General features: G+C 63.2%; 14 protein-coding genes. 5 read left to right on the top strand and 9 right to left on the bottom strand.

Features of this window, described 5'->3' with window-relative positions; genetic code table 11:
• Positions 1-92 precede the first annotated feature (92 nt).
• A complete protein-coding gene (locus F3H98_RS16275) occupies positions 93-926 on the bottom strand; it encodes a L,D-transpeptidase (protein ID WP_149761191.1) in 834 nt (277 codons plus the stop codon).
• A 296-nt stretch (positions 927-1,222) separates the two neighbouring features.
• On the opposite strand from F3H98_RS16275, the gene F3H98_RS16270 reads away from it, so the two are divergent.
• Positions 1,223-1,861, top strand: a complete 639-nt coding sequence (locus F3H98_RS16270) for a DNA-3-methyladenine glycosylase I (protein WP_149761190.1) — start codon at positions 1,223-1,225, stop codon at positions 1,859-1,861.
• A 9-nt stretch (positions 1,862-1,870) separates the two neighbouring features.
• On the opposite strand, the gene F3H98_RS16265 is transcribed toward F3H98_RS16270, so the two are convergent.
• Positions 1,871-2,110 (bottom strand): hypothetical protein, encoded by a 240-nt coding sequence (locus tag F3H98_RS16265; RefSeq protein ID WP_149761189.1) that lies wholly within the window; start codon positions 2,108-2,110, stop codon positions 1,871-1,873.
• Between the two features lie 354 nt (positions 2,111-2,464).
• Between F3H98_RS16265 and hisS the strand changes: the two genes are divergently transcribed.
• The 4 genes from hisS to F3H98_RS16240 all read left to right on the top strand — a co-directional run bounded on the left by hisS (position 2,465) and on the right by F3H98_RS16240 (position 7,983).
• Positions 2,465-3,934 (top strand): histidine--tRNA ligase, encoded by a 1,470-nt coding sequence (hisS, locus tag F3H98_RS16260; protein ID WP_149761188.1) that lies wholly within the window; start codon positions 2,465-2,467, stop codon positions 3,932-3,934.
• A gap of 213 nt (positions 3,935-4,147) precedes the next feature.
• A complete protein-coding gene (locus F3H98_RS16250) occupies positions 4,148-5,269 on the top strand; it encodes an ATP phosphoribosyltransferase regulatory subunit (protein WP_149761187.1) in 1,122 nt (373 codons plus the stop codon).
• Positions 5,270-5,420: 151 nt separating this feature from the next.
• Entirely contained in the window at positions 5,421-6,128 is a 708-nt protein-coding gene (gene hisG, locus F3H98_RS16245; protein ID WP_149761186.1) for an ATP phosphoribosyltransferase, read from the top strand.
• A gap of 109 nt (positions 6,129-6,237) precedes the next feature.
• Entirely contained in the window at positions 6,238-7,983 is a 1,746-nt protein-coding gene (locus F3H98_RS16240; protein ID WP_149761185.1) for an AMP-binding protein, read from the top strand.
• Positions 7,984-8,042: 59 nt separating this feature from the next.
• Here the strand turns inward: F3H98_RS16240 and F3H98_RS16235 are convergent, their stop codons facing one another.
• The 7 genes from F3H98_RS16235 to F3H98_RS16205 form a co-directional block, all read right to left on the bottom strand.
• Positions 8,043-9,452, bottom strand: a complete 1,410-nt coding sequence (locus F3H98_RS16235) for an HlyD family type I secretion periplasmic adaptor subunit (protein WP_149761184.1) — start codon at positions 9,450-9,452, stop codon at positions 8,043-8,045.
• Complete coding sequence (locus tag F3H98_RS16230; protein WP_149761183.1) at positions 9,449-11,599, bottom strand: peptidase domain-containing ABC transporter; 2,151 nt, start codon at positions 11,597-11,599, stop codon at positions 9,449-9,451. Before F3H98_RS16230 ends, F3H98_RS16235 begins: the two co-directional genes overlap by 4 nt.
• A 40-nt stretch (positions 11,600-11,639) precedes the next feature.
• Entirely contained in the window at positions 11,640-11,969 is a 330-nt protein-coding gene (locus F3H98_RS16225) for a hypothetical protein (protein WP_149761182.1), read from the bottom strand.
• Positions 11,970-11,993: 24 nt separating this feature from the next.
• On the bottom strand, positions 11,994-13,223 hold the full coding sequence (locus F3H98_RS16220; protein WP_425294850.1) for a GTP-binding protein: 1,230 nt from the start codon (positions 13,221-13,223) through the stop codon (positions 11,994-11,996).
• A gap of 10 nt (positions 13,224-13,233) precedes the next feature.
• Positions 13,234-18,564, bottom strand: coding sequence for a DUF4082 domain-containing protein (locus F3H98_RS16215; protein ID WP_149761181.1), 5,331 nt, complete (start codon positions 18,562-18,564; stop codon positions 13,234-13,236).
• Positions 18,565-18,822: 258 nt separating this feature from the next.
• Positions 18,823-19,212, bottom strand: a complete 390-nt coding sequence (locus tag F3H98_RS16210; protein ID WP_149761180.1) for a DoxX family protein — start codon at positions 19,210-19,212, stop codon at positions 18,823-18,825.
• A 129-nt stretch (positions 19,213-19,341) separates the two neighbouring features.
• Complete coding sequence (locus F3H98_RS16205) at positions 19,342-19,764, bottom strand: DoxX family protein (RefSeq protein WP_149761179.1); 423 nt, start codon at positions 19,762-19,764, stop codon at positions 19,342-19,344.
• Positions 19,765-19,842 lie beyond the last annotated feature (78 nt).

Below are 19,842 nucleotides of genomic sequence, written 5' to 3'. Positions count from 1 at the left end.
ATTGTGCCGCCTTGCCCGAACTTTCCCTCCGTTCAGGCCCGTCCCCCGAACTGTTGCGCGCTCCCCGGGCAAGGGGGAACGCGCGAAGAAAATCACATCACCACGACCTTGGTGCCGATGCCGACCTGTTCGTAGAGGTCGACAACATCCTCGTTGCGCATACGGATGCAGCCCGACGACACCGCGCCGCCGATCGTCCATGGCTGGTTGGTGCCGTGGATGCGGTAAAGCGTCGAGCCGAGATAGAGGGCGCGGGCGCCGAGCGGATTGGCAGGGCCGCCTTCCATGTGTACGGGCAGGACGCGGCCCTTGGCGCGCTCGCGCGCGATCATCTCGGCCGGCGGCCGCCAGTCCGGCCATTCGCGCTTCTGGGTGATCTTGTGGGTGCCGGCCCATTCGAAGCCCGGCTTGCCGGTGCCGACGCCATACCGGCGGGCCTGCCCGTCGGCTTTCACCAGATAGAGGAAGTTCTGCGTCGTATCGATGATGATGGTGCCGGCTTTCTCCTTGCCGTCGTATGCCACGTCCTGCGGCAGGTACATCGGGTCGATCTGCGGTTGGACCTCGCGCTTTGCCGGCGCCGCTATGCCCGCGGTCTGGAAGGGCGAGGGCGGCCGCTGCCGGTAAGTGCGCCGCACCTGGTTGAGCGTTGGCTGCGCCATGACCCCCAACTGGCCGGGCTGGCCGTACTGCACCTGCTGCCGGCTGTAGCGCACTTGCGGCTGCGGCCGGCGATGCTGCACCTGGGGCTGTGGCTGCCGCTGGCGCAGCTGTTTGTTGCCGCGGAGTTGCATCACCCAGGGAGCTGAAAGATCGGGACTGACCATGACCGGCGGCCGCTGGCCATAGCGATCCTGGGCGCCAGCGGGGGCCGCCGCAAGCACCAGCATGGCTGCCGCCCCCAGAACAAAAATCTTGGCTTTCATGAACGCACTCTCTGCTTTTCGTCACCCGGATTTCGCGGAATGGTTGCCCGCGCGTGGCAACTGAAAAGTGAATCGCGGCGCCTAAAATGCCGGCTTTCCGGTAAACCTTCCGGTGTGGTTACCGCCCGGTTCAGGAATCTGGTAAAGGCCTCATGAATCGGGTGGCGCACCCGATGAGTGGAATGCATTTGAGTTGAATCGTGCATTCCGTTCTATCTGCTTACTTTAGCCGCATTATGCGACGTCAGGTGGTTCCACCTGACTGCAAATGCTCCAACGATCGAAAATACGGGAATATGGACGACGAAAACACCGGCCTGATCGCAGGCGAAGACGGAAAGCTCCGCTGCTCATGGCATGGCAGCGACGCGCTTTACCGGCGCTATCACGACAAGGAATGGGGTCGACCCGTCGCCGACGACCGCCGCCTGTTCGAAAAGATCTGCCTCGAAGGTTTCCAGTCCGGTCTGTCCTGGTTCACCATCCTGAAAAAGCGCGAAAATTTCCGCGCCGCCTTCGATGGCTTCGATTTCCATAAGGTGGCGAAATACGGGGAAAGGGATGTCGAGCGGCTGCTCGCCGATGCCGGCATCATCCGCCACCGCGGCAAGATCGTCTCCACAATCAACAACGCAGCGCGCGCACAGGATCTGGTCAAGGAAGCCGGTTCGCTGGCCGCCTGGTTCTGGAAGTTCGAGCCGAAGCCGGAGGATCGTCCGGCGAGGGTCGATCGCGCCGCGGTGGCCGCCAACCCGACGACGCCCACATCGACGCTGATTTCCAAGGAACTGAAGAAGCGTGGGTGGAGCTTTGTCGGCCCGACCACCGTCTACGCCTTCATGCAGGCGATGGGCATGGTCAATGATCATTTCGAAGGCTGCTTCTGCCGCGCCGAGGTCGAGGCCGACCGGGCGCGATTCAAACGCCCAGCCTAACGATGCGGCTCAGCCTGCGATGGCCGGCAAGGCAAGGCTGAACAGCACGACGATCGCCGCCACCGGATACATGACGAGCAGGCCGGTCATCAGCGCGCCGCCGAGCGCGCCGTCGCGAGCGCCGGCTGCGTTGGCGCTGAACGGGCCGGGCGCCGGCAGGTTGCGGTTGCCGGGACCATGCGCGACGGTGGAGCGCAGGGCGGTGGCATCTGTGTAGCTGGCGTTGGTGGCGCGGACCTGCGGGCGCACGATGCAGACTTTCCGAAAGGGTGGCGGGCCTCTCGGCTGGTCCGATCCCCAGTCGATGTCGCTCGGCGAAACGAGTGTTTCAGCGCCGCTCAAAAAACATCGCTTGTCGACCGATTTCCGGCTGCTTTGCGGCAAAAGCAAGAAATTTCGTTAATATTCATAAGGTTAATAGATTCTTTTCGCAGACTGGAGTCGGGAAGCCCGGCGTTCCCTTGTGCCGGGAAATGCAGCCCGACCTCCGACGCAGCACTCGCCACAACCCTTGCCGCTCCGGGCGCCATCGTTTAGAGACCCGCCTGTCGGTTTCGGTGGCCGGCAATGGCGGACATTCAACCAAGAAACGACAGACACGACATGGCCGAAAAGACGGAAAAAATGAAGGCGCGGCTGCCGCGCGGCTTTGTCGATCGCTCGGCCGAGGATATCCGCGCTGTCGAAAAGATGATGGCGAAGATCCGCGAGGTCTACGAGCTTTACGGTTTCGAGCCGGGCGACCAGCCGCTGATCGAATACACCGACGCGCTGGGCAAGTTCCTGCCCGACCAGGACCGGCCCAACGAGGGCGTCTTCTCTTTCCGCGACGATGACGAGCAGTGGTTGTCGCTGCGCTACGATCTCACCGCGCCGATGGCGCGTTACGTCGCCGAGAACTTCGAGCGCCTGCCCAAGCCCTACCGCATCTACCATTCCGGATGGGTGTTCCGTAACGAGAAACCCGGTCCTGGCCGCTTCCGCCAGTTCATGCAGTTCGATGCCGACACGGTTGGCACGCCGGGCGTGGCCGCCGACGCCGAGATGGCGATGATGATGGCCGACGTAATGGAAGCGCTGGGCATTTCGCGCGGCGACTACGTCATCCGCGTCAACAACAGAAAAGTGCTGGACGGCGTACTGGAAGCGATCGGATTGGGAGGCGAAGAAAATGCCGGCCGCCGGCTGACGGTTCTGCGCGCCATCGACAAGCTCGACAAGTTCGGGTCGGAAGGCGTGCGCCTGCTGCTCGGCCCCGGCCGCTGGGACGGCGGCAAGGAAGGTGAGGGCGATTTTACGAAGGGTGCCGGGCTGGACGCGCCGGCAATTGCCAAGGTGCTCGCTTATGTCGAGACCGGCGAGATAGAAGCCAACGAAGGCGTTGAGGAGTTAGCGCAAATCCGGGCGCTGTGCGCCGCCGCTGGCTACGCTGAAGACCGCATCAAGATCGATCCCTCGGTCGTGCGCGGCCTCGAATATTACACCGGCCCAGTCTTCGAGGCCGAGCTTCTGGCCGAAATCCCCAATGACGAGGGAAAAGTCGTGCGCTTCGGCTCGGTCGGCGGCGGCGGACGTTATGACGGGCTGGTGTCGCGTTTCCGTGGCGAGCCGGTGCCGGCGACGGGGTTCTCCATCGGCGTCTCGCGCCTGATGACGGCGCTGAAGAATTTGGGGAAACTCGACACGTCGGACGTCATCGCACCGGTCGTCGTGCTGGTCATGGACAAGGACACGGAAAGCCTCGGCCGCTACCAGAAGATTGTCGCCGATCTGCGCGCCGAAAAAATCCGTGCCGAAATGTATCTCGGTGGCTCCGGCATGAAGGCGCAGATGAAGTATGCCGACCGGCGCGGCAGCCCCATCGCCATCATCCAGGGCGGTGACGAGCGGGCCAAGGGCGAAGTGCAGATCAAGGACCTGATCGAGGGCGCGCGGCTTGCCCAGGGTATCGCCGGCCACGACGAATATCGCGAGAGCCGGCCGGGCCAGATCACCGTGCCGGAGGCCGACCTGGTTGCCGAGGTGAAGAAGATATTGGAGGCACAAAAGGCGGACCGCGAGCGTGTTCGGTAGCATTTCTTCGCGCCCCCCTCTGTCCTGCCGGACATCTCCCCCACAAGGGGGGAGATCAGCCGGCCGCTTGCTTCCCGCCAACCTCCAACCCCGAAGAGGAGGCTGTATCATCGAAGCTGCCAATCTCCCCCCTTGTGGGGGAGATGTCCGGCAGGACAGAGGGGGGCGACGTCGAGCGCAGACGTTCGCGATCAACGTGCTGGGCGCCCGCCCATGAAGCCGCGCTACCCCAGCTTCGCGCCCGACATTCTCGCGCTGTTTGCCGAACGCCGCGCCGACGCGGTCGACGTGCCGGTGATCCAGCCGGCCGACCCGTTCCTCGACATGGCGGGCGAAGATCTGCGCCGCCGCATTTTCCTGACCGAGAGCGAAACAGGGGCTTCGCTCTGCTTGCGGCCGGAGTTCACCATCCCCGTCTGTCTCGACCACATCCAGTCGCAATCGGGCACGCCGCGTCGCTATTCCTATCTCGGCGAGGTGTTCCGCCAGCGCCGCGAGGGCGGCAACGAATTCTTCCAGGCCGGCATCGAGGATCTGGGTGACACCGACACGGCGGCAGCCGACGCTCGCTCGATCGCCGATGCGCATGCGCTGCTGCAAAAGACCCTGCCTGGCCTGTCGCTCTCGGTCACGCTCGGCGACCAGTCGATCTTCGAGGCCGTGCTGGCGGCACTCGGCCTGCCGCGCGGCTGGCAGAAGCGGCTCGCCCGCGCCTTCGGCTCGCACGCGGCACTGACCGCAGCCCTTGCCGACCTCGCCAATCCCGCCAGCTTTGCCGCGCTTGACGACGGCGTGGCCGGGCTGGTGATGGCAGGCGAAGAAGCGCCGCTCGCCGCGCACATCACCGAGGCCATGGAAGCTGCCGGACTGTCGCCGACCGCCGGCCGCACGCCTGAAGAAATTGCGCGACGGCTGCTGCAGAAGACCGAACTGCGCAGCGTGCGGCTGGCCGACACCGCACTCGAGGCGCTGAGGCGCTTCCTCGCAATCCGCGTGCCGCTCGATGCCGCCCATGAAGCGCTGGAAAGCTTTGCCCGAGATGCCGGGCTTTCGCTGTCGGCAGCCCTGTCGCGTTTTGCCGCGCGGGCCGAAAAGATCGCCGCCAATGGCATCGCCATGGACACGATCCACTACGACGCGGCATTCGGCCGCCCGCTCGATTATTACACCGGCCTGGTCTTCGAAATCACCGCCGCTGGCAATGAGCGCGTGCTGGTCGGCGGCGGACGCTACGACCGCCTGCTGACCCTGCTTGGCGCGAAAAAGCCGATCCCAGGCGTCGGTTTCTCCGTATGGCTCGACCGCATCGGCGAATTGCGGGAGACTTCGTCGTGAAGGCCAAGCTGCCTTTCGAGACCCCCACCCCTAACCCCTCCCCACAAGGGGGAGGGGAATACCGGGGCGTCGACGCCAAGTCCCCCTCCCCCTTGTGGGGAGGGGTTAGGGGTGGGGGTGCCTTACGCCGAACTTTCCGCGAGGCAGTTTCATGGCAATGACCCTCGCACTGCCCTCGAAAGGCCGGCTGAAGGAACAGGCGCTGGAGATTTTTGGCCGCGCCGGCCTGCCGGTCAGCCTGCCCGGCGACGACCGCAAATACCGCGCTCACATCGAGGGGCGCGCCGGCATCGAGGTGTCGTTCCTGTCGGCGTCCGAGATCGCCAACGAGATCGGGCAGGGCAATGTCGATCTTGGCGTCACCGGCGAAGACCTTCTGCGTGAAAACCTGGCGGAGTGGGAAGCCCGCGCAAAAATCGCGGCACGGCTCGGTTTCGGGCGCGCCGATGTGGTGGTGGCGGTGCCTGACGTCTGGCTCGACGTCGACACGATGGCCGACCTCGACGATGTCGCCTCCGATTTCCGCCAGCGCCATGGCCGCCGGTTGCGCATCGCCACCAAGTACTGGCGGCTCACCCAGCAGTTCTTCTCGCAAAAGCACGGCATCCAGGTCTATCGCATCGTCGAAAGTCTGGGTGCCACCGAGGGTGCGCCGGCCGCCGGATCTGCCGATGTCATTGTCGACATCACCACCACCGGTTCCACGCTGCGCGCCAATCACCTGAAGGTGCTCGACGACGGCGTTATCCTGAAGTCGCAGGCTTGCCTGGCCGCCTCCCTGCGCCAGCGCAATGCAGCTGACGAGGCGTTGCTGCAGGAGATCGCGGCGCTGGTGAATGCAGCGGTTTCCGCAGCCTGACCTGTACTTTGGAGGAATTTTCGCCTCCTGGCGTCGCTGATAGTTTCATCGGCTGCGGCAAGGCGCGTCATAAGTTGCCTGCCGCCGAGCGGAATGGGAGGAGAGCGCCGTGGCGACCAGTCATCAATCCAGCAGGCACGCCGGCGCCGAAACCTTCATTGCACCGCGTGATGGGCTGTCGCATGTTTCCGGCGACCGGTCCGTTCCGCTTCTGCGCAAGACCATTCCCGAACTGTTTGCCGAGACGGCGTCGAAACACCCCGGTCGGGATGCTGCGGTGTTCGTCGAACAGGGCAAGCGGTTTTCGTGGAGCGAACTCGGCGAGGCCGTCGACGCGCTGGCCGCGGGGCTGCTGAAGCTCGGCTTCGAAAAAGGCGACCGCGTCGGCATCTGGTCGCCCAACCGGTGGGAATGGCTGGTCACCCAGTTCGGCACAGCCCGCATAGGCGTCGTCCTGGTCAACATCAACCCGGCATACCGGCTTTCCGAACTCGACTATGCGCTGAACAAGGTGGGCTGCAAGGGGCTCATCACCGCCGCGAAATTCAAGACATCCGACTATCTCGGCATGCTGAATACGCTGGCGCCCGAACTGGCGAACGCCGAGCCGGGCAAGCTGTCCGCCGCCGGGCTACCGCATCTGAGCACGGTCATCCGCATGGGCGAGGAAAAGACGCCGGGCATGTTCAATTTCGGCGATATGCTGGCGATGGGCGGAGAAGGGGAAAGGCGACGGCTCGACGCCATCACCGCCGGCCTGCGCCCCGACGATGCCGTCAACATCCAGTTCACGTCAGGCACCACAGGCGCGCCGAAGGGTGCGACGCTGACGCATTCCAACATCGTCAACAACGCCAACCTCGTCACCGCCGCGATCCGCCTCACCTCGCAGGACCGGCTGTGCATCCCCGTGCCGCTCTACCACTGCTTCGGCATGTCGATGGGCACGATGGGTTGCGTGTCGAAGGGCGCGGTCATGGTCTTTCCCGGCGAAGGGTTCGATCCCGGCGCGACGCTGCGCGCCGTGCAGGCCGAGCGCTGCACGGGGCTTTACGGCGTGCCAACGATGTTTGTCGCCCTGCTCGATCATCCCGACTTCAAGTCGTTCGACCTTTCCAGCCTCCGTACCGGCATCATGGCCGGTTCGCCTTGCCCGATCGAGGTGATGAAGAAGGTCGTCTCGCTGATGCATATGGATGAGGTAACGATCGCCTATGGCATGACCGAAACGAGCCCGGTCTCATTCCAGAGCGATGTCGGCGATCCCCTTGAAAAACGCGTGTCGACGGTCGGCCGCATCCATCCGCATGTCGAGGTGAAGGTGGTCGACGCCGACGGCGGGACTGTGCCGGTCGGCGAGCGCGGCGAACTCTGCACGCGCGGCTATTCGGTGATGAAGGGCTACTGGGAGGACGACGAAAAGACCGCCGAGGCAATCGACCCTGAAGGCTGGATGCACACCGGCGATCTCGCGACGATCGATGCCGAAGGCTATTGCAACATTGTCGGACGGGTCAAGGACATGGTGATCCGCGGCGGCGAGAACGTCTATCCGCGCGAGGTGGAGGAGTTCCTCTACCGCCACCCCAAGGTCAAGGAGGTGCAGGTCTTCGGCGTTCCGGATCCAAGATATGGCGAGGAACTGTGTGCGTGGATCGTCGCGTTGCCCGGCGAGCAGGTCACGGAAGAGGAGATCAAGGCGTTTTGCCAGGGCCAGATCGCCCACTACAAGATCCCGCGTTATGTGCGCTTCCGCAATGAACTGCCGATGACGGTGACCGGCAAACCGCAGAAATTCATCATGCGCGACCAGATGGTCGACGAACTCGGGCTGGTCGTAGCCAAAACCGCGTAGTCGCTTTCGCAGGGCTTTTTTCAGCCCGGCGACAGCATCGACAATGATGTTTCAACGCCTTACGGCTCGCGGATGCTCTCATCCAGCCCGCGGATCAGCGGGTAGAGGAAATAGGAGATCACCGTTCTGCGCCCGACTTTTATTTCCGCGGTCACCGTCATGCCCGGAAGCAGCCGCACCAGTTCCAGGGATTGGTTCAAGCGCATGTCTGCAAGGGGAATGAGAGCCTTGAAGAAGGGAAGCGAGGCGGTTTGGGTGGCGCCGGGCTGCGGCTCGGGCGTGAAGGCGTCGCGGCTGATCATGCGGATGGCGCCTGTGGCGGTGCCGAACTTCTGGAACGGATAGGCGTCGAACTTGATGCGCACCGCATCCTCGGCCTTGACCCTGCCAATGTCGCGCGCGTTGACTGAAACCTCCGCCTCCAAGGGCACGTTGAGAGGAACCAGCGTGACGATGCGTTCCGCTTCGCGGACGACAGAGCCGATAGAGCGTGGAGCGAGATCCAGCACCACCGCGTCGGCGGGGGCGGTCAGCGACACCATGTTGCGGCGCAACTCCATCTTCTTCAGCTCTTCGCCGGCGGTGTTGAGCTGGCTGCGCAATTCGACGAGGCGTTCCATCGAGGTGCGGCGAAAATCTTCGATGAAGGCCTGCCGGTCCGCATTGAGCTTGGAGAGCGTATGCTCCGCCGCCACCGCGTTGCCTTGCAACTGGGCGAGGTTGGCGTCGACGTCGAGGCGCGCATCGCGTGAACTCAGCAGATTGAGGCGCGAGCCGAACTCCTGCTTGTAGAGTTTCTCGCGCGCGGCTTCGATCTCGCCGAGATTTGCGAGCCGCTCCTTCAGGATCACCTCCTGGCCCGCGGCCGTGGTGATCGAGGATTCCTGCCCGGCGATCTGCTGGTCGAGATTTTGGAGCTGGGCCATGAAGAAGGCGCGCCGCTGTCCGAACAACGCGACCTGCAACTGCTCGTCGGCACTATTGCCGGCCAGTTTCGAATAGTCGGCGCCGGCAAGCTCGGCATCGATGCGTTTCACCTGCGCGTCCAGCGCGGCGTACTTGGCGCGCTGCTGGTCGACATCGGACTGGCTGAAGGTCGGATCGAGCGTTGCGAGCGTCTGCCCGGCGTGGACGACATCGCCGGCCGCAACGTCGATGGAGCGGATGATCGATGTTTCCAGCGGCTGGACGATGATGGTCGGCTGTTTGGTGATCAGCCGGCCGGGAGCGACGACGATTTCGTCGATCGAGGCAAGCGATGCCCAGGCGACCGCTGCGGCAATCAGCGCGGTTATGCCGTAAAGCGTCAGTCGTGCGATCCTGGGCGGAGTACGTTCCTCGAGCTCCACCGCGTCCGGTTGGAATTCCGAGATGATGACCGGAAGCGGCCGCACGGGGACGACGCTGCGTTCCTCGCGGCGGGCCGGAAGTGCCGGGGTCTCGTCTTTTCGTTTGGGGAGCGCGCTCATGCGACCTGCCTCATCTGTTGGCTCCAGAGATGCCGGTAGGTCATGCAGCGCGACAGCAACTGGTCATGTCGGCCCAGATCGGCGATCTTGCCGCGCTCGATCACCAGGATGGCGTCGGCGTCGGCCAGCGTCGAAAGGCGATGCGAAACGATGATGACGGTGCGGCCCTCGGCGATCTGGCGCAGATTCTGGCGAATGATCGCCTCGCTGTCGGGGTCGAGCGCGCTGGTTGCCTCATCGAGGATGAGCAGACGCGGATTGGTGATCAGAGCGCGGGCGATGGCCAGGCGTTGCTTTTGCCCGCCGGACAGGTTGGAGGCGTTCTCCTCCAGTTTCGTCTCGAAGCCGCGCGGCAGCCGTTCGATGAATTCCTCTGCACCCGCCATGCGGGCGGCGGCCGCGATTTCCTCCATGGTGGCATCCGGCTTGGCGGCGGAAATATTCTCCCGCACCGTTCCACGGAACAGGAAACTGTCCTGCAGCACGACGCCGATGCTCTTGCGCAGATGCACGAGGTCGATCTCGCGGCTGTCGTAGCCGTCCATCCGCACCAGGCCCTGCTGGGTTTCATAGAGGCCCTGGATAAGCCGGGTGACCGTCGTCTTGCCGGAGCCGCTCTTGCCGACGATACCGAAGACCGACCCTGCAGCAATAGCGAACGACACGTCGTCGAGCGCTGGCGCACCGTCGGCATTGTAGCGGAAAGAGACATTGTCGAACTCGATCCGGCCTTGCAGGTCCGGCCTCAGGCCACGCCCGCGGCCATACTGTTCGGGCCGCTGGTTCATGACTTCGCCCAACATGCGGACGGAAAGCGCAACTTCCTGGTACTCGTGGATCATTGTCACGATCTGGACCAGCGGGCCCGAAACCCGGCCGGCCAGCATGTTGAACGCCACCAGCGCACCGATGGTGAGCGCGCCCGAGAATACGTCGAGTGCGCCAAGCCCGATGATCGCGACGCTCATCAGCTTTTCGAGCAGTCCGGTCAGCGATTGCGCGACGGCGGAGATCTTCTCGACCCGGAAACGGACGGAGATCGACTCCGCGGACCGGTCGTCCCAGACGCTGCGCTGGCGTGGTTCAAGCGCCAGGGATTTGACTGTCGGCATGCCGTGGACGGTTTCGACGAGCAGCGCCTGCCGCTCGCCTTCTGCCTGATAAAGAGCCTGGAGCCGCCGCTGGAACGGGCCGACCAGCACCATCACGACCAGGCCGACGAGAGCTGCGAAGCCGAGCACCACGAGGGTGAGCTTGACGCTGTAAAGCATCAACACCGGCAGAAACACCAGCAGCGACAGGCCATCGAGAAGAGTGAGGAACAGGCGTCCAGTCAGGAATTCGCGAATGCGGCCGGTTTGCTGCATGTGCTTGACCAGCACGCCGGCGGATGCGTGCTCGAACAGCGCGATCGGCAGGTTGAGAAGGTGCCCGAACGTCCGTGTTGCCACCCTGATGTCGATCTTGTTGGTGGCATAGAGCAGCAGATAGCGTCGCAGGAATCCGAACGCTGCATCGAAGATCAGTGCGACGCCTATACCGATCGTGAGCACCGTCAATGTCGCATAGGTCTCGTGGACCAGCACTTTGTCGATGACGAGTTGGAAGAAGATCGGCATCGCCAGGCCTAGCGCATAAAGCACGAAGGCTGCGATCGCGACATCCACGAACAGGCTGCGCTGGCGCACCAGCTCTGGCACGAACCAGCGAAAACCGAAGGGTTGATCGGCGTCTGAGAGGCGGAAGTTGCGCTTCGCGAGGATGACGGTGCCGTGCCAGCATTTGGCGAATTGCTCTTCCGTCAGGAGCAGCTCTTCGGGGCGATGCGCCAGCGGATCGAGAACCCGGATCATCTGCTGGACGCCGATCCCGCCGGCCGTCGCGCTGGCGATCACCACCCAGTTGCCGTTGTCGAGCTGGGCGAGCACCGGATACGCCTCGCCCAGCTGGACCAGCGACGTCCATGAAAGCGTGGCCTGGCGGGCACGCAGCCCCGCATCCTTCGCCATCCGCAGCAGTTGCCGGTTGGTGACCGGTTTGTCCGTTATGGCGTAGTCGTGCATCAGCCGTTCGGGTGCAAGGTCGATGCCGTGATGCCTGGCGATGAAGGCCAGGCATTGGAGACTGGTGTGCGGGTCGGTGTTCATGGATGCGTCCAGTAAGCGCGGTGTGTGGGGTTTTCGCCGGTCAGTTGAAGTTCGGAGATGCGTTCACCGGCTGCCCTGAGCCCTGTTTCGCCTCGGTTCGCGCCGCACTCGCCTCAGTCGCTGGCAGCTTCTGCACGTCCGAAATGCGCCGTACCGCACCGGCCTCGACAAGGCCGCCAAGCGCCTTCTGCATCAGGTCGACCGCGTTGGCGAAGGCATCTACGGGCATGATGATCCTTTGGCGGAAAACCGCTTTCGGATTGTTCTTTTCGTCGCGTTCGGTCGCCGACAGGCTCATCAGGTCGACCCTGACAATCGAACCGGTAACCGTGATTTCGCCAATTCCGTCGGCATAGATTTCGTTGCTCATGATTATCTCCTGCTGCGTTTTGGGTCAGGCGACATGGCTTAATTGCCAGGTCGGGAAGGGGTCGTAGAGGTTGTTGCCAAGCTGGGGGTCGAAGCCGGTCTCCTCGCCGACAAGGCAAGCGTCGAGGGCCGCACGTATTGCCGCTTCCGGGAGATCCGACCCTATGAACACAAGCTCCTGCCGGCGGTCGCCCCAGGCTGAATCCCAGTGCTGGCCGATGAAGTTGCGGAACTGCGGGAAGCGGGGCCAGTGATTGCGCGGCACGGCGGCCCACCAAAGGCCCTTGGCATCCGCCCGCCGCTGTACGCCGGCAATCGACAGCAGACCGATCCAGTCCGGACGCGTGGCGAGCCAGAAATGGCCCTTGGCGCGGATCAATCCCTCCCAATCGCGATCAAGGAATGCGTGAAAGGCTGCAGGATCGAACGGGCGACGCGCGCGGTAGACGAAACTGGAAATTCCGTATTCCTCGGTTTCGGGAACATGATTGCCAGCCCCGAAAAGCTCCTTGTGCCAAAGCGGATGGGTCGCCGCCTTCGCTTCGTCGAAGAGGCCGGTGTCGAGGATCTCGCCAAGCGGCAGACGTCCGAAGTCGGCTTGTACAACCCGCGCGTCGGGATTGAGCGCGGCGATGACGCGGCGCACGGCAGCGCGTTGCGCGGACGGCACCTCGGAGATCTTGTTGACCACCACGACATCGGCAAACTCGATCTGCTCGACCAGAAGGTCGACCAGCGTGCGCTTGTCGTCGCTGTCCCGCGTTTCGCCACGATCGGTCAGGAAATCGCGGCTCGAATAGTCGCCGAGCAGGTTGATGGCGTCGACGACGGTCACCATGGTGTCGAGCCTGGCGACATCGCAGAGCGCCGCACCCGTCTCGTCGCGGAAGGAAAAGGTCGCCGCCACCGGAAGCGGCTCGGCGATGCCGGTGCCTTCGATCAGGAGATAGTCGAAACGCCCTTCGGCGGCCAGGCGGCGGACTTCGCCCAGAAGGTCTTCCCGCAGCGTACAGCAGATGCAGCCATTGGTGAGCTCGACGAGCGTTTCGTCGGTACGCGACAGATTGGCGCCGCCGTCGCGAATGAGTTCCGCGTCGATGTTGATCTCGCTCATGTCGTTGACGATGACGGCGACGCGACGCGATTCCCGATTTCTGAGAACGTGGTTGAGGATCGTAGTCTTGCCGGCTCCGAGGAAGCCGGCAAGCACCGTCACGGGCAGGCGTCGATCCTCGCTGGAAATGTTTGCCCCCATTTCCTCTCCCCTACGCCGCGAGCTGCGGTTTGAAGGCGACGTCGACGTAGTAATTCGAGTTGTTGTAGCTGTTGGTCGGGAAAAGCCCGCTCGCGCCGTAAGCGTATACGCCGTTGCCGCCGCTCAGAGCGCCCGAAGGAGCGGTGAGGTTGCCCGACGACCGTGCCGTGTTGAAGAAATTGCTCGTCGCCGAATAGAAGCCGTTGGTGTGATAGGACACCACGTATGTGGCGCCGGCGTCGACGGCGACCGGTTGGGCGAGATCCACGGACTGCCAGCCGCTGGCGGTCTCGTTGGTAAAGGTCGCGTTCGCAAGCAGAGTGCCGGTCGAAGTCCACAAATGGGCCTGATGCGGGCCGGTGTTGTTGGGACCTTTGTAGAATTTGAAGCCGGTGATCCAGCCCGCTGCATTGGTCGTGAACTTCATTCCGAGCGTCACCGGGCTGCTGTCGTTGACAGTGACGGTCGACGGCGTGTCGGCTGCGGTGAAAAGGCTCTGCGGAGCATCCGGCGGGGTGATGTTGAGGGATACCTGAGCCGAAGCGGTGCCGCCTTCGCCGTCGGACACGCTGTAGGTGAAGCTTGCGTTACCGGAAAAGCCGGCCGCCGGCGTAAAGGTGACGACATTGGACGGGCCGTCGAAGGCAACCGTGCCGCCGACCGCGTTTGTGACACCGGTGATTACCAGCGGATCGGCGTCGGCGTCGGTATCGTTCGCCAGGAGGGCGGAACCCTGAATGGCAAGCGGTGTCTGATAGCGCGACGTGAAGCCGGTGTCGTTGTTGGCGACCGGCACCATGTTTTGCGTCGCCGGATCGAAGATGACGTCCACCCAGTAATTGGTCGCGTTGTAGGTGGAGGTCGGGAACAAGCTGCCGGTGCCGTAGCGGTAAAGGCCGTTTCCGGCTCCCGAGACGCTGGCCGGAGCGGTCAGCGGGCCGTTGGTGTGGCTTGACGTGAAGTAGTTCGGGCTGGCGGCATAGAAGCCGTTGGAGTGATAGCTCGCGACGTAGCTGGTACCGGCGGAAACCGCGATCGGCTGTGCGAAGGTCACCGTCTGCCAGCCGCTGCCGGTCTCGGCGGTGAACGTCGCCGACGTCAAAAGGGTGCCGGAAGTCGTCCACAGCGATCCCACATGCGTGCCGGTATCCTGGGCGCTCTTGTAGTAGCGCATTCCGGTGATCATGCCGGCGGCCGAAACGGTGAAGCGGACGCCGAGTTCCACGGAGCCTGGATCGTTGACGGAAAGCTGGCTCGGCGTATTGGACGTCGAAAACAGGCTGACCGTGGTGTCGGGGGGCGTCACATTCAGGCTCACGGTCGCCGATGAGGTGCCGCCGCGGCCGTCGGAGATCGTATATCTGAAGCTCGCCGAGCCGGCGTAACCGGTGGTGGGGGTGAACGTGACCTGGTTGGTCTGGCTGTTGAACGAGACTGAGCCGTTGATTGCGTTGTCTGCGCCGGTGATGGTGAGCGGGTCGCCATTCGCGTCGTTGTCATTGGAAAGCAGCGACGCGGCGGCCAGCGAGATCGGCGTATTCTGGGTTACGGTGAAGCCGTTGTCGTTGTTGGCAACCGGTGCGACGTTCACTGTCGACTGGTTGAACACGACATCGACCCAGTAATTCGTCGCGTTGTAGGTGGAGGTCGGGAAGAGATTGCCGGTGCCATAGGCATAGAGACCGTTGCCACCGCCGCCCGCCGACGAAGGCGCCGTCAATGGTCCGTTGGTGACCGAGTTGGTGAAGTAGTTTGCATCCGCGGCATAGGTGCCGCTGGAATGATAGGACACGACGTAGCTCGCGCCGGCAGTCAGTTGGACAGGGCTGGTGAATTTCGCCGTCTGCCAACCGCTTATCGATTCATTGGTAAAGGTCACAGTACCAAGCAAGGTGCCGGTCGACGTCCACAATGAGCCGGTATGCGGCCCGGTATCGCTCGCCATCTTGTAGAAGCGGATCGCGGTGACCTCTCCGGTGACGGAAGCCGAGAACCTCATCCCGAGTTCCAGCGACCTGCCGTCGACGGCTGCGGGGCCAGTCGGCGCGCTCGTCGCCTGAAACAGCGATACACCGGGAGGCGCTTGCTCGACGGTCACCGCTGCGCTTGCCGACGACGTGCCGCCACGCCCATCCGAGATCGTATAGGTGAAGCTTGCGGGACCACTGTAGTTGGCGTTGGGCGTGAAGATCACGGTGCCGTTCTGCGCGTTGAGCGTCACGGTGCCGTTCGACGGATTGCTGACTGCGGTGACTGTCAGCGCGTCGCCGTTGGGGTCGGTATCGTTGGCCGTCAGCGAGGCGAATGAAATGACGAGGCTGCCGCCGCGTCCCACGCTGAAACCGGAATCATTGACGGCGACCGGGGCCTGGTTCGGCTCCGGCACGAACACGACGTCGACCCAATAGTTCGAATTGCCGGCTGAGTTGGTGGGGAATGTGCTGGGGTCGGCGGTGTAGCGGTAGACGCCACCCAGGGCCGTTAACGTGCCGTTGGTGTAAGGGGACGTGAAGTAGTTGTCGTTGACCGAATAGTAGCCGCCGGTGTGGTAGGATGCGATGTAGGTCGTGCCGGATGAAATCTGAACCGGCGATGAGAATTTCACCGTTTGCCAGCCCGAAAGCGTTTCACCGACCGACGTTCCGGTCGCAATCAGCGCCCCGGATGAGTTCCACAGGCTGACGACGTGTTGGCCGATATTGTAGAAGCCTTTGTAGAAGCGGATGCCCTCCACGAATCCGCTGGCGCTCGTCTGGAACCTCATTCCCAGTTCGACCGGATCGCGGTCGAGAGCTGTCTCGAGTTCGGGCTTGTTGGCGAAAGTCCACACGCTCGATGTGGAAGGAAGCGTTACCGTTACCTGTGCGCTCGACGTCACATTTTCGATGTTGAGGCTGTCGTCGACGGCGCGCGATCTGATCGTATAGGTGCCGGTTGCCTGGGCGATCCAGGTAAAATTCCAGGTCTCGCGACCGGTGGCCTTGAACCAGCTCAGGCCGCCATCGGTGGAAACCTCGACGCCGGCGATGATGCCGCCGCCGCTGTCCTGCGCGGTGCCGGTGATGGTGACGCGCTGTCCTTCGACGAAGTGCGCTCCCAGTACGGGCGAGGTGATTGTCGAGGTCGGCTTGGTCAAATCCGTGGACTGGGTGGCCAGGATCAGGCTCGCGTCCAGCGTCTGTGGCTGGATGCCCATGTCGGCGAACATATTGACCATCGCCTGCTGGACATTCGGGTCGGTTGGCGTTGCAGCCCCTTCGTGCTCGGAATCGAGACCCCATGACCAGAAGACCGTACCCGCGCCAAACACCAGCGCGCCGCTGGCGGCGCGGTACATGGTCAGGCTGTGCGTGGCGTTAGCCGGGCCGATCGACGTTCCATAGTCGCGCAGATAGGTATCCACCGAAACGGTGGAGAGCGACATGTTGATCAGGCCGGCGGGCCGGAAGCCGTTTTCGACGTCGGAATCCCACTCGTATCCGAGCAGGTTCTGCACCAGAGAGGCTGTCTGGCCGGGCTGCAGGTTGGCGATGTCCGTGTTGCGCCAGAAGCGCAGGTTCGAGTATTCGTAAGGGATGGTGATCGTGTCCAGCCGGTAGCTGTCCACCTGGAACATCGTGCCGGTCAGGGCGTTTTCGGGCTTCTGGCCGGGATCCTGGAAGCGTGGATCGCGCCATGTTCCCGTCGATACGTCGCTTGGGTCGGGCGTTCCGCCCCAGGTCTCCTTGTAGGTGACCATCGTGCGGTACGGCGTGCCGTTGCCGTCGATGCTGGTTTCCCAGCGGACCTTCCAGTAGATCTCGTTGCCGCTCCAGAAGGCGAGGTTGACGCCGGCATCGCGCGCTGCCTCGACATTGGTGCGCTGTTCGGCGGACCAGTATTCGTCGTGGCCAACGGACAGGAAGGCGTCGTGGTTGAGGAGCAGGCTGCCCGAACGCGTAGCATCGACGCCAGAGATATAGGAGACGTCGTAGCCGTTCTGCTCCAGCCAGCGGATGGCCGAATGCTCGACGCCGAAGATGAAGTCGTGCGTGCCGCCACGGGTGCTGGTGTTGGTGACGAACGGACGGTTATAGCTGACCGCGACCGCGCGACCGATCGAGTTGACGCCGCAGCCGCAATTGGGCGGCAGATAGCCGATCATGTGAGCGGGGTCGACGGGGACGTCGCCGAAATAGAGGCTGGCGCCGCCCCATTCGTTGTAGGCTTGCCAGGTGGTGTCGGATGTCTGGAAGACGATATCGCTGGTGGAACTGTCGTCGCGCACGATGAACGGGATCATGCTTTCGCCCGCCGTGCCATCGAGACGCGTAAGCCTGGCGAAGTAGACACCGGACACCGCGTCGGACGGGATGGCCCAGCTTGCCGAGACCCCCCAGTTGCCGGCGTCGATCAGCCCGCGCGCTGAATCGACGATCGGGTGCGGCTGGATCTGCGCCGAACTCAGCGTCTTGTCGATGGTCGCTATCTTGCGGGCGCCGTCGCCGCCGTAATAGCCAAGGCGGTAGATGTCGATCTTGTAGTGGGTCGAGTCGGTGGCGATCTTGAAGTCGACCGTCTGCCCGACATTGCGGCTGATTTCGGTGGCGAAACCCTGGATATTGCCGTCGCCGTCGCCGTCGATGCCCCATTCGCTGCGAGGTGTGCCCTGCTTCTGGTTTTCGAGGACGATCTTGTTCGGCGTCGAAGTAAGGGCGGCAGTTGTTGTCTGGCCGGTGGGCCCTGCGGCGGCGGGCGCGGAAGTACGAGACGCGGGCGCGGATGAAGCGGGGTCGCTCGAGGTGCTGCCGCTATCTGACGGAACAGCAAGCAAACCAGTTGCGGTCGTGGGAGTCGAGGGCGTGCCAGTCGAGGTCTGCGTTCCACTATCGAACAGCAGCGTGGACGGCGCGGCCTTGGAAAATTCCGTTTCGCCTCCGGTCGGCGAAAAGGCAGCCGTGACGCCGCCCGCCGAACCCGCCGAGATCGTTGCCGCTTGGAATCCGGCAGTAGCCCCTGACATATCGCCAGATACCGATCCGGACGAAAACACGCCTTGCGGTACTACGGCAGCGCCGTCTTCCGGCAGCACTTGGCCCAGGATCGGCAGCTCCGTTCCAAGGCCAAGGGACTTTTGAACATAGGCGGGGGCGCTGCCAGCGCTCTGCGGCGACTGATAGGTCGCGGTGACCATTTGCGAGGCGGCCAGCAGCGTGGGAGCCGTGGCGTCGGCTACGCTCGCACCGGCATTGTCGGTTCCGACCAAGGCAGCTTTGGGGGCGCTCGCGAGAGTATATATGACGGCCGTACCGCCGAAAACGCTCAGATATCCCTGCACCTTGTTGTCGTCGGTCTTGAGCATTTTCTTTGCCCTCTTGTGTGCGCACGGCAATTCCGCCGGCCGTACTTCCAGTTGGGAGAATTCTGGCAATTTCCTCCTTGCGCGCAAAGAAACACGTTCGATAAGCGCCTACCGCCCAAAGTTGAAGCGGCAGGTGAGGCATCCGCCAATATGATTATGGTTTGAGATTGTAGGGTATCTGCAGCGGGCAAGCGGGGCGGCTTTTCAGACGAACCGTCGCGGCCGGGGCTCGATCCGTTAGCCGGCAAGGCGCCGCCGCTACCCCCGATCGCTGCGTGAGTCGAGCGAATAGGCTCCGGGGCCGAAGACCGCCAGAACCAGGAACCCGCCAGCCATGGCAAGGTTCTTTTGGAAGTGGATCAGCTGGTTCACATCGTCCCAGCCCATATGGGCGACCAGCGCGGTGGCGATGCAGTAGAGCGCCAGGGCGTAGGCCGCGATGCGGGTCTGGAAGCCGATCAGCACGGCAAGGCCGCCGAACAGTTCGAGGATGCCGGTCAGCACAGGGAGAACTGTGGGGGCAGGCAGGTTGTAGGTTTCGAAATAGGCCGCTGTGCCGCTGATGTCCATCAGTTGGTGGAAGCCGCCAAGGATGAAGATGACTGACAGCAGGACGCGGCCGACAACAACGATGAGCGCGTTGGGCATTTGTCCCTCCCGTTCCGGAGAAGCCGCAGGATGCGCCCATAGCCGCGGCTTGTCACCGGTCGGCAGTGTTGACCAAAAGAAAAACGGCCCGGATCGCTCCGGGCCGTTTTCGAAAAAAGATGCCAGTACTCAACCGCGCTTGGCGTCGACCGACAGCGCGCCGGCGCCGACCGCCGCTAGGATCAGGAAGCCGCCGGTGACGCCGAGGTTCTTCTGCAGCATGAGGACCTGTATCTGGTCGGCGAAATCGAGGTGCGCAATAGCGGTCGCTGCCAGCGTGAAGACCGCAAGAACGAGAGCGGCAATACGCGTCTGGAAGCCGATCAGGATGGCGATGCCGCCGAGCAATTCAACAAGGCCAACTACCACCGCGACTATCGTCGGTGCAGGAAGTCCGATGCTGCCAAACCAGCCGGCGGTCGCGCCGATCGCCGTCAGCTTCCCGAAGCCGGCGAGGATGAACATGACGGACAAGAGGATGCGGCCGAGAAGGATAAGAACGGCGCCGCCGGAAGCGGTGTTTGCACCAGCAGTTGAAGAATTGATCGACATTGATGCTCTCCTGGGAGGGGTGAAGGTTTCCGTGACCGTCAAATAGAAAATATCAGACGTTTACAAAAGTCGCTTTCT

The organism is Neomesorhizobium albiziae (assembly GCF_900114255.1).
Lineage (GTDB): Bacteria > Pseudomonadota > Alphaproteobacteria > Rhizobiales > Rhizobiaceae > Neomesorhizobium > Neomesorhizobium albiziae.
This window is presented reverse-complemented; position numbering and strand designations above follow the sequence as displayed.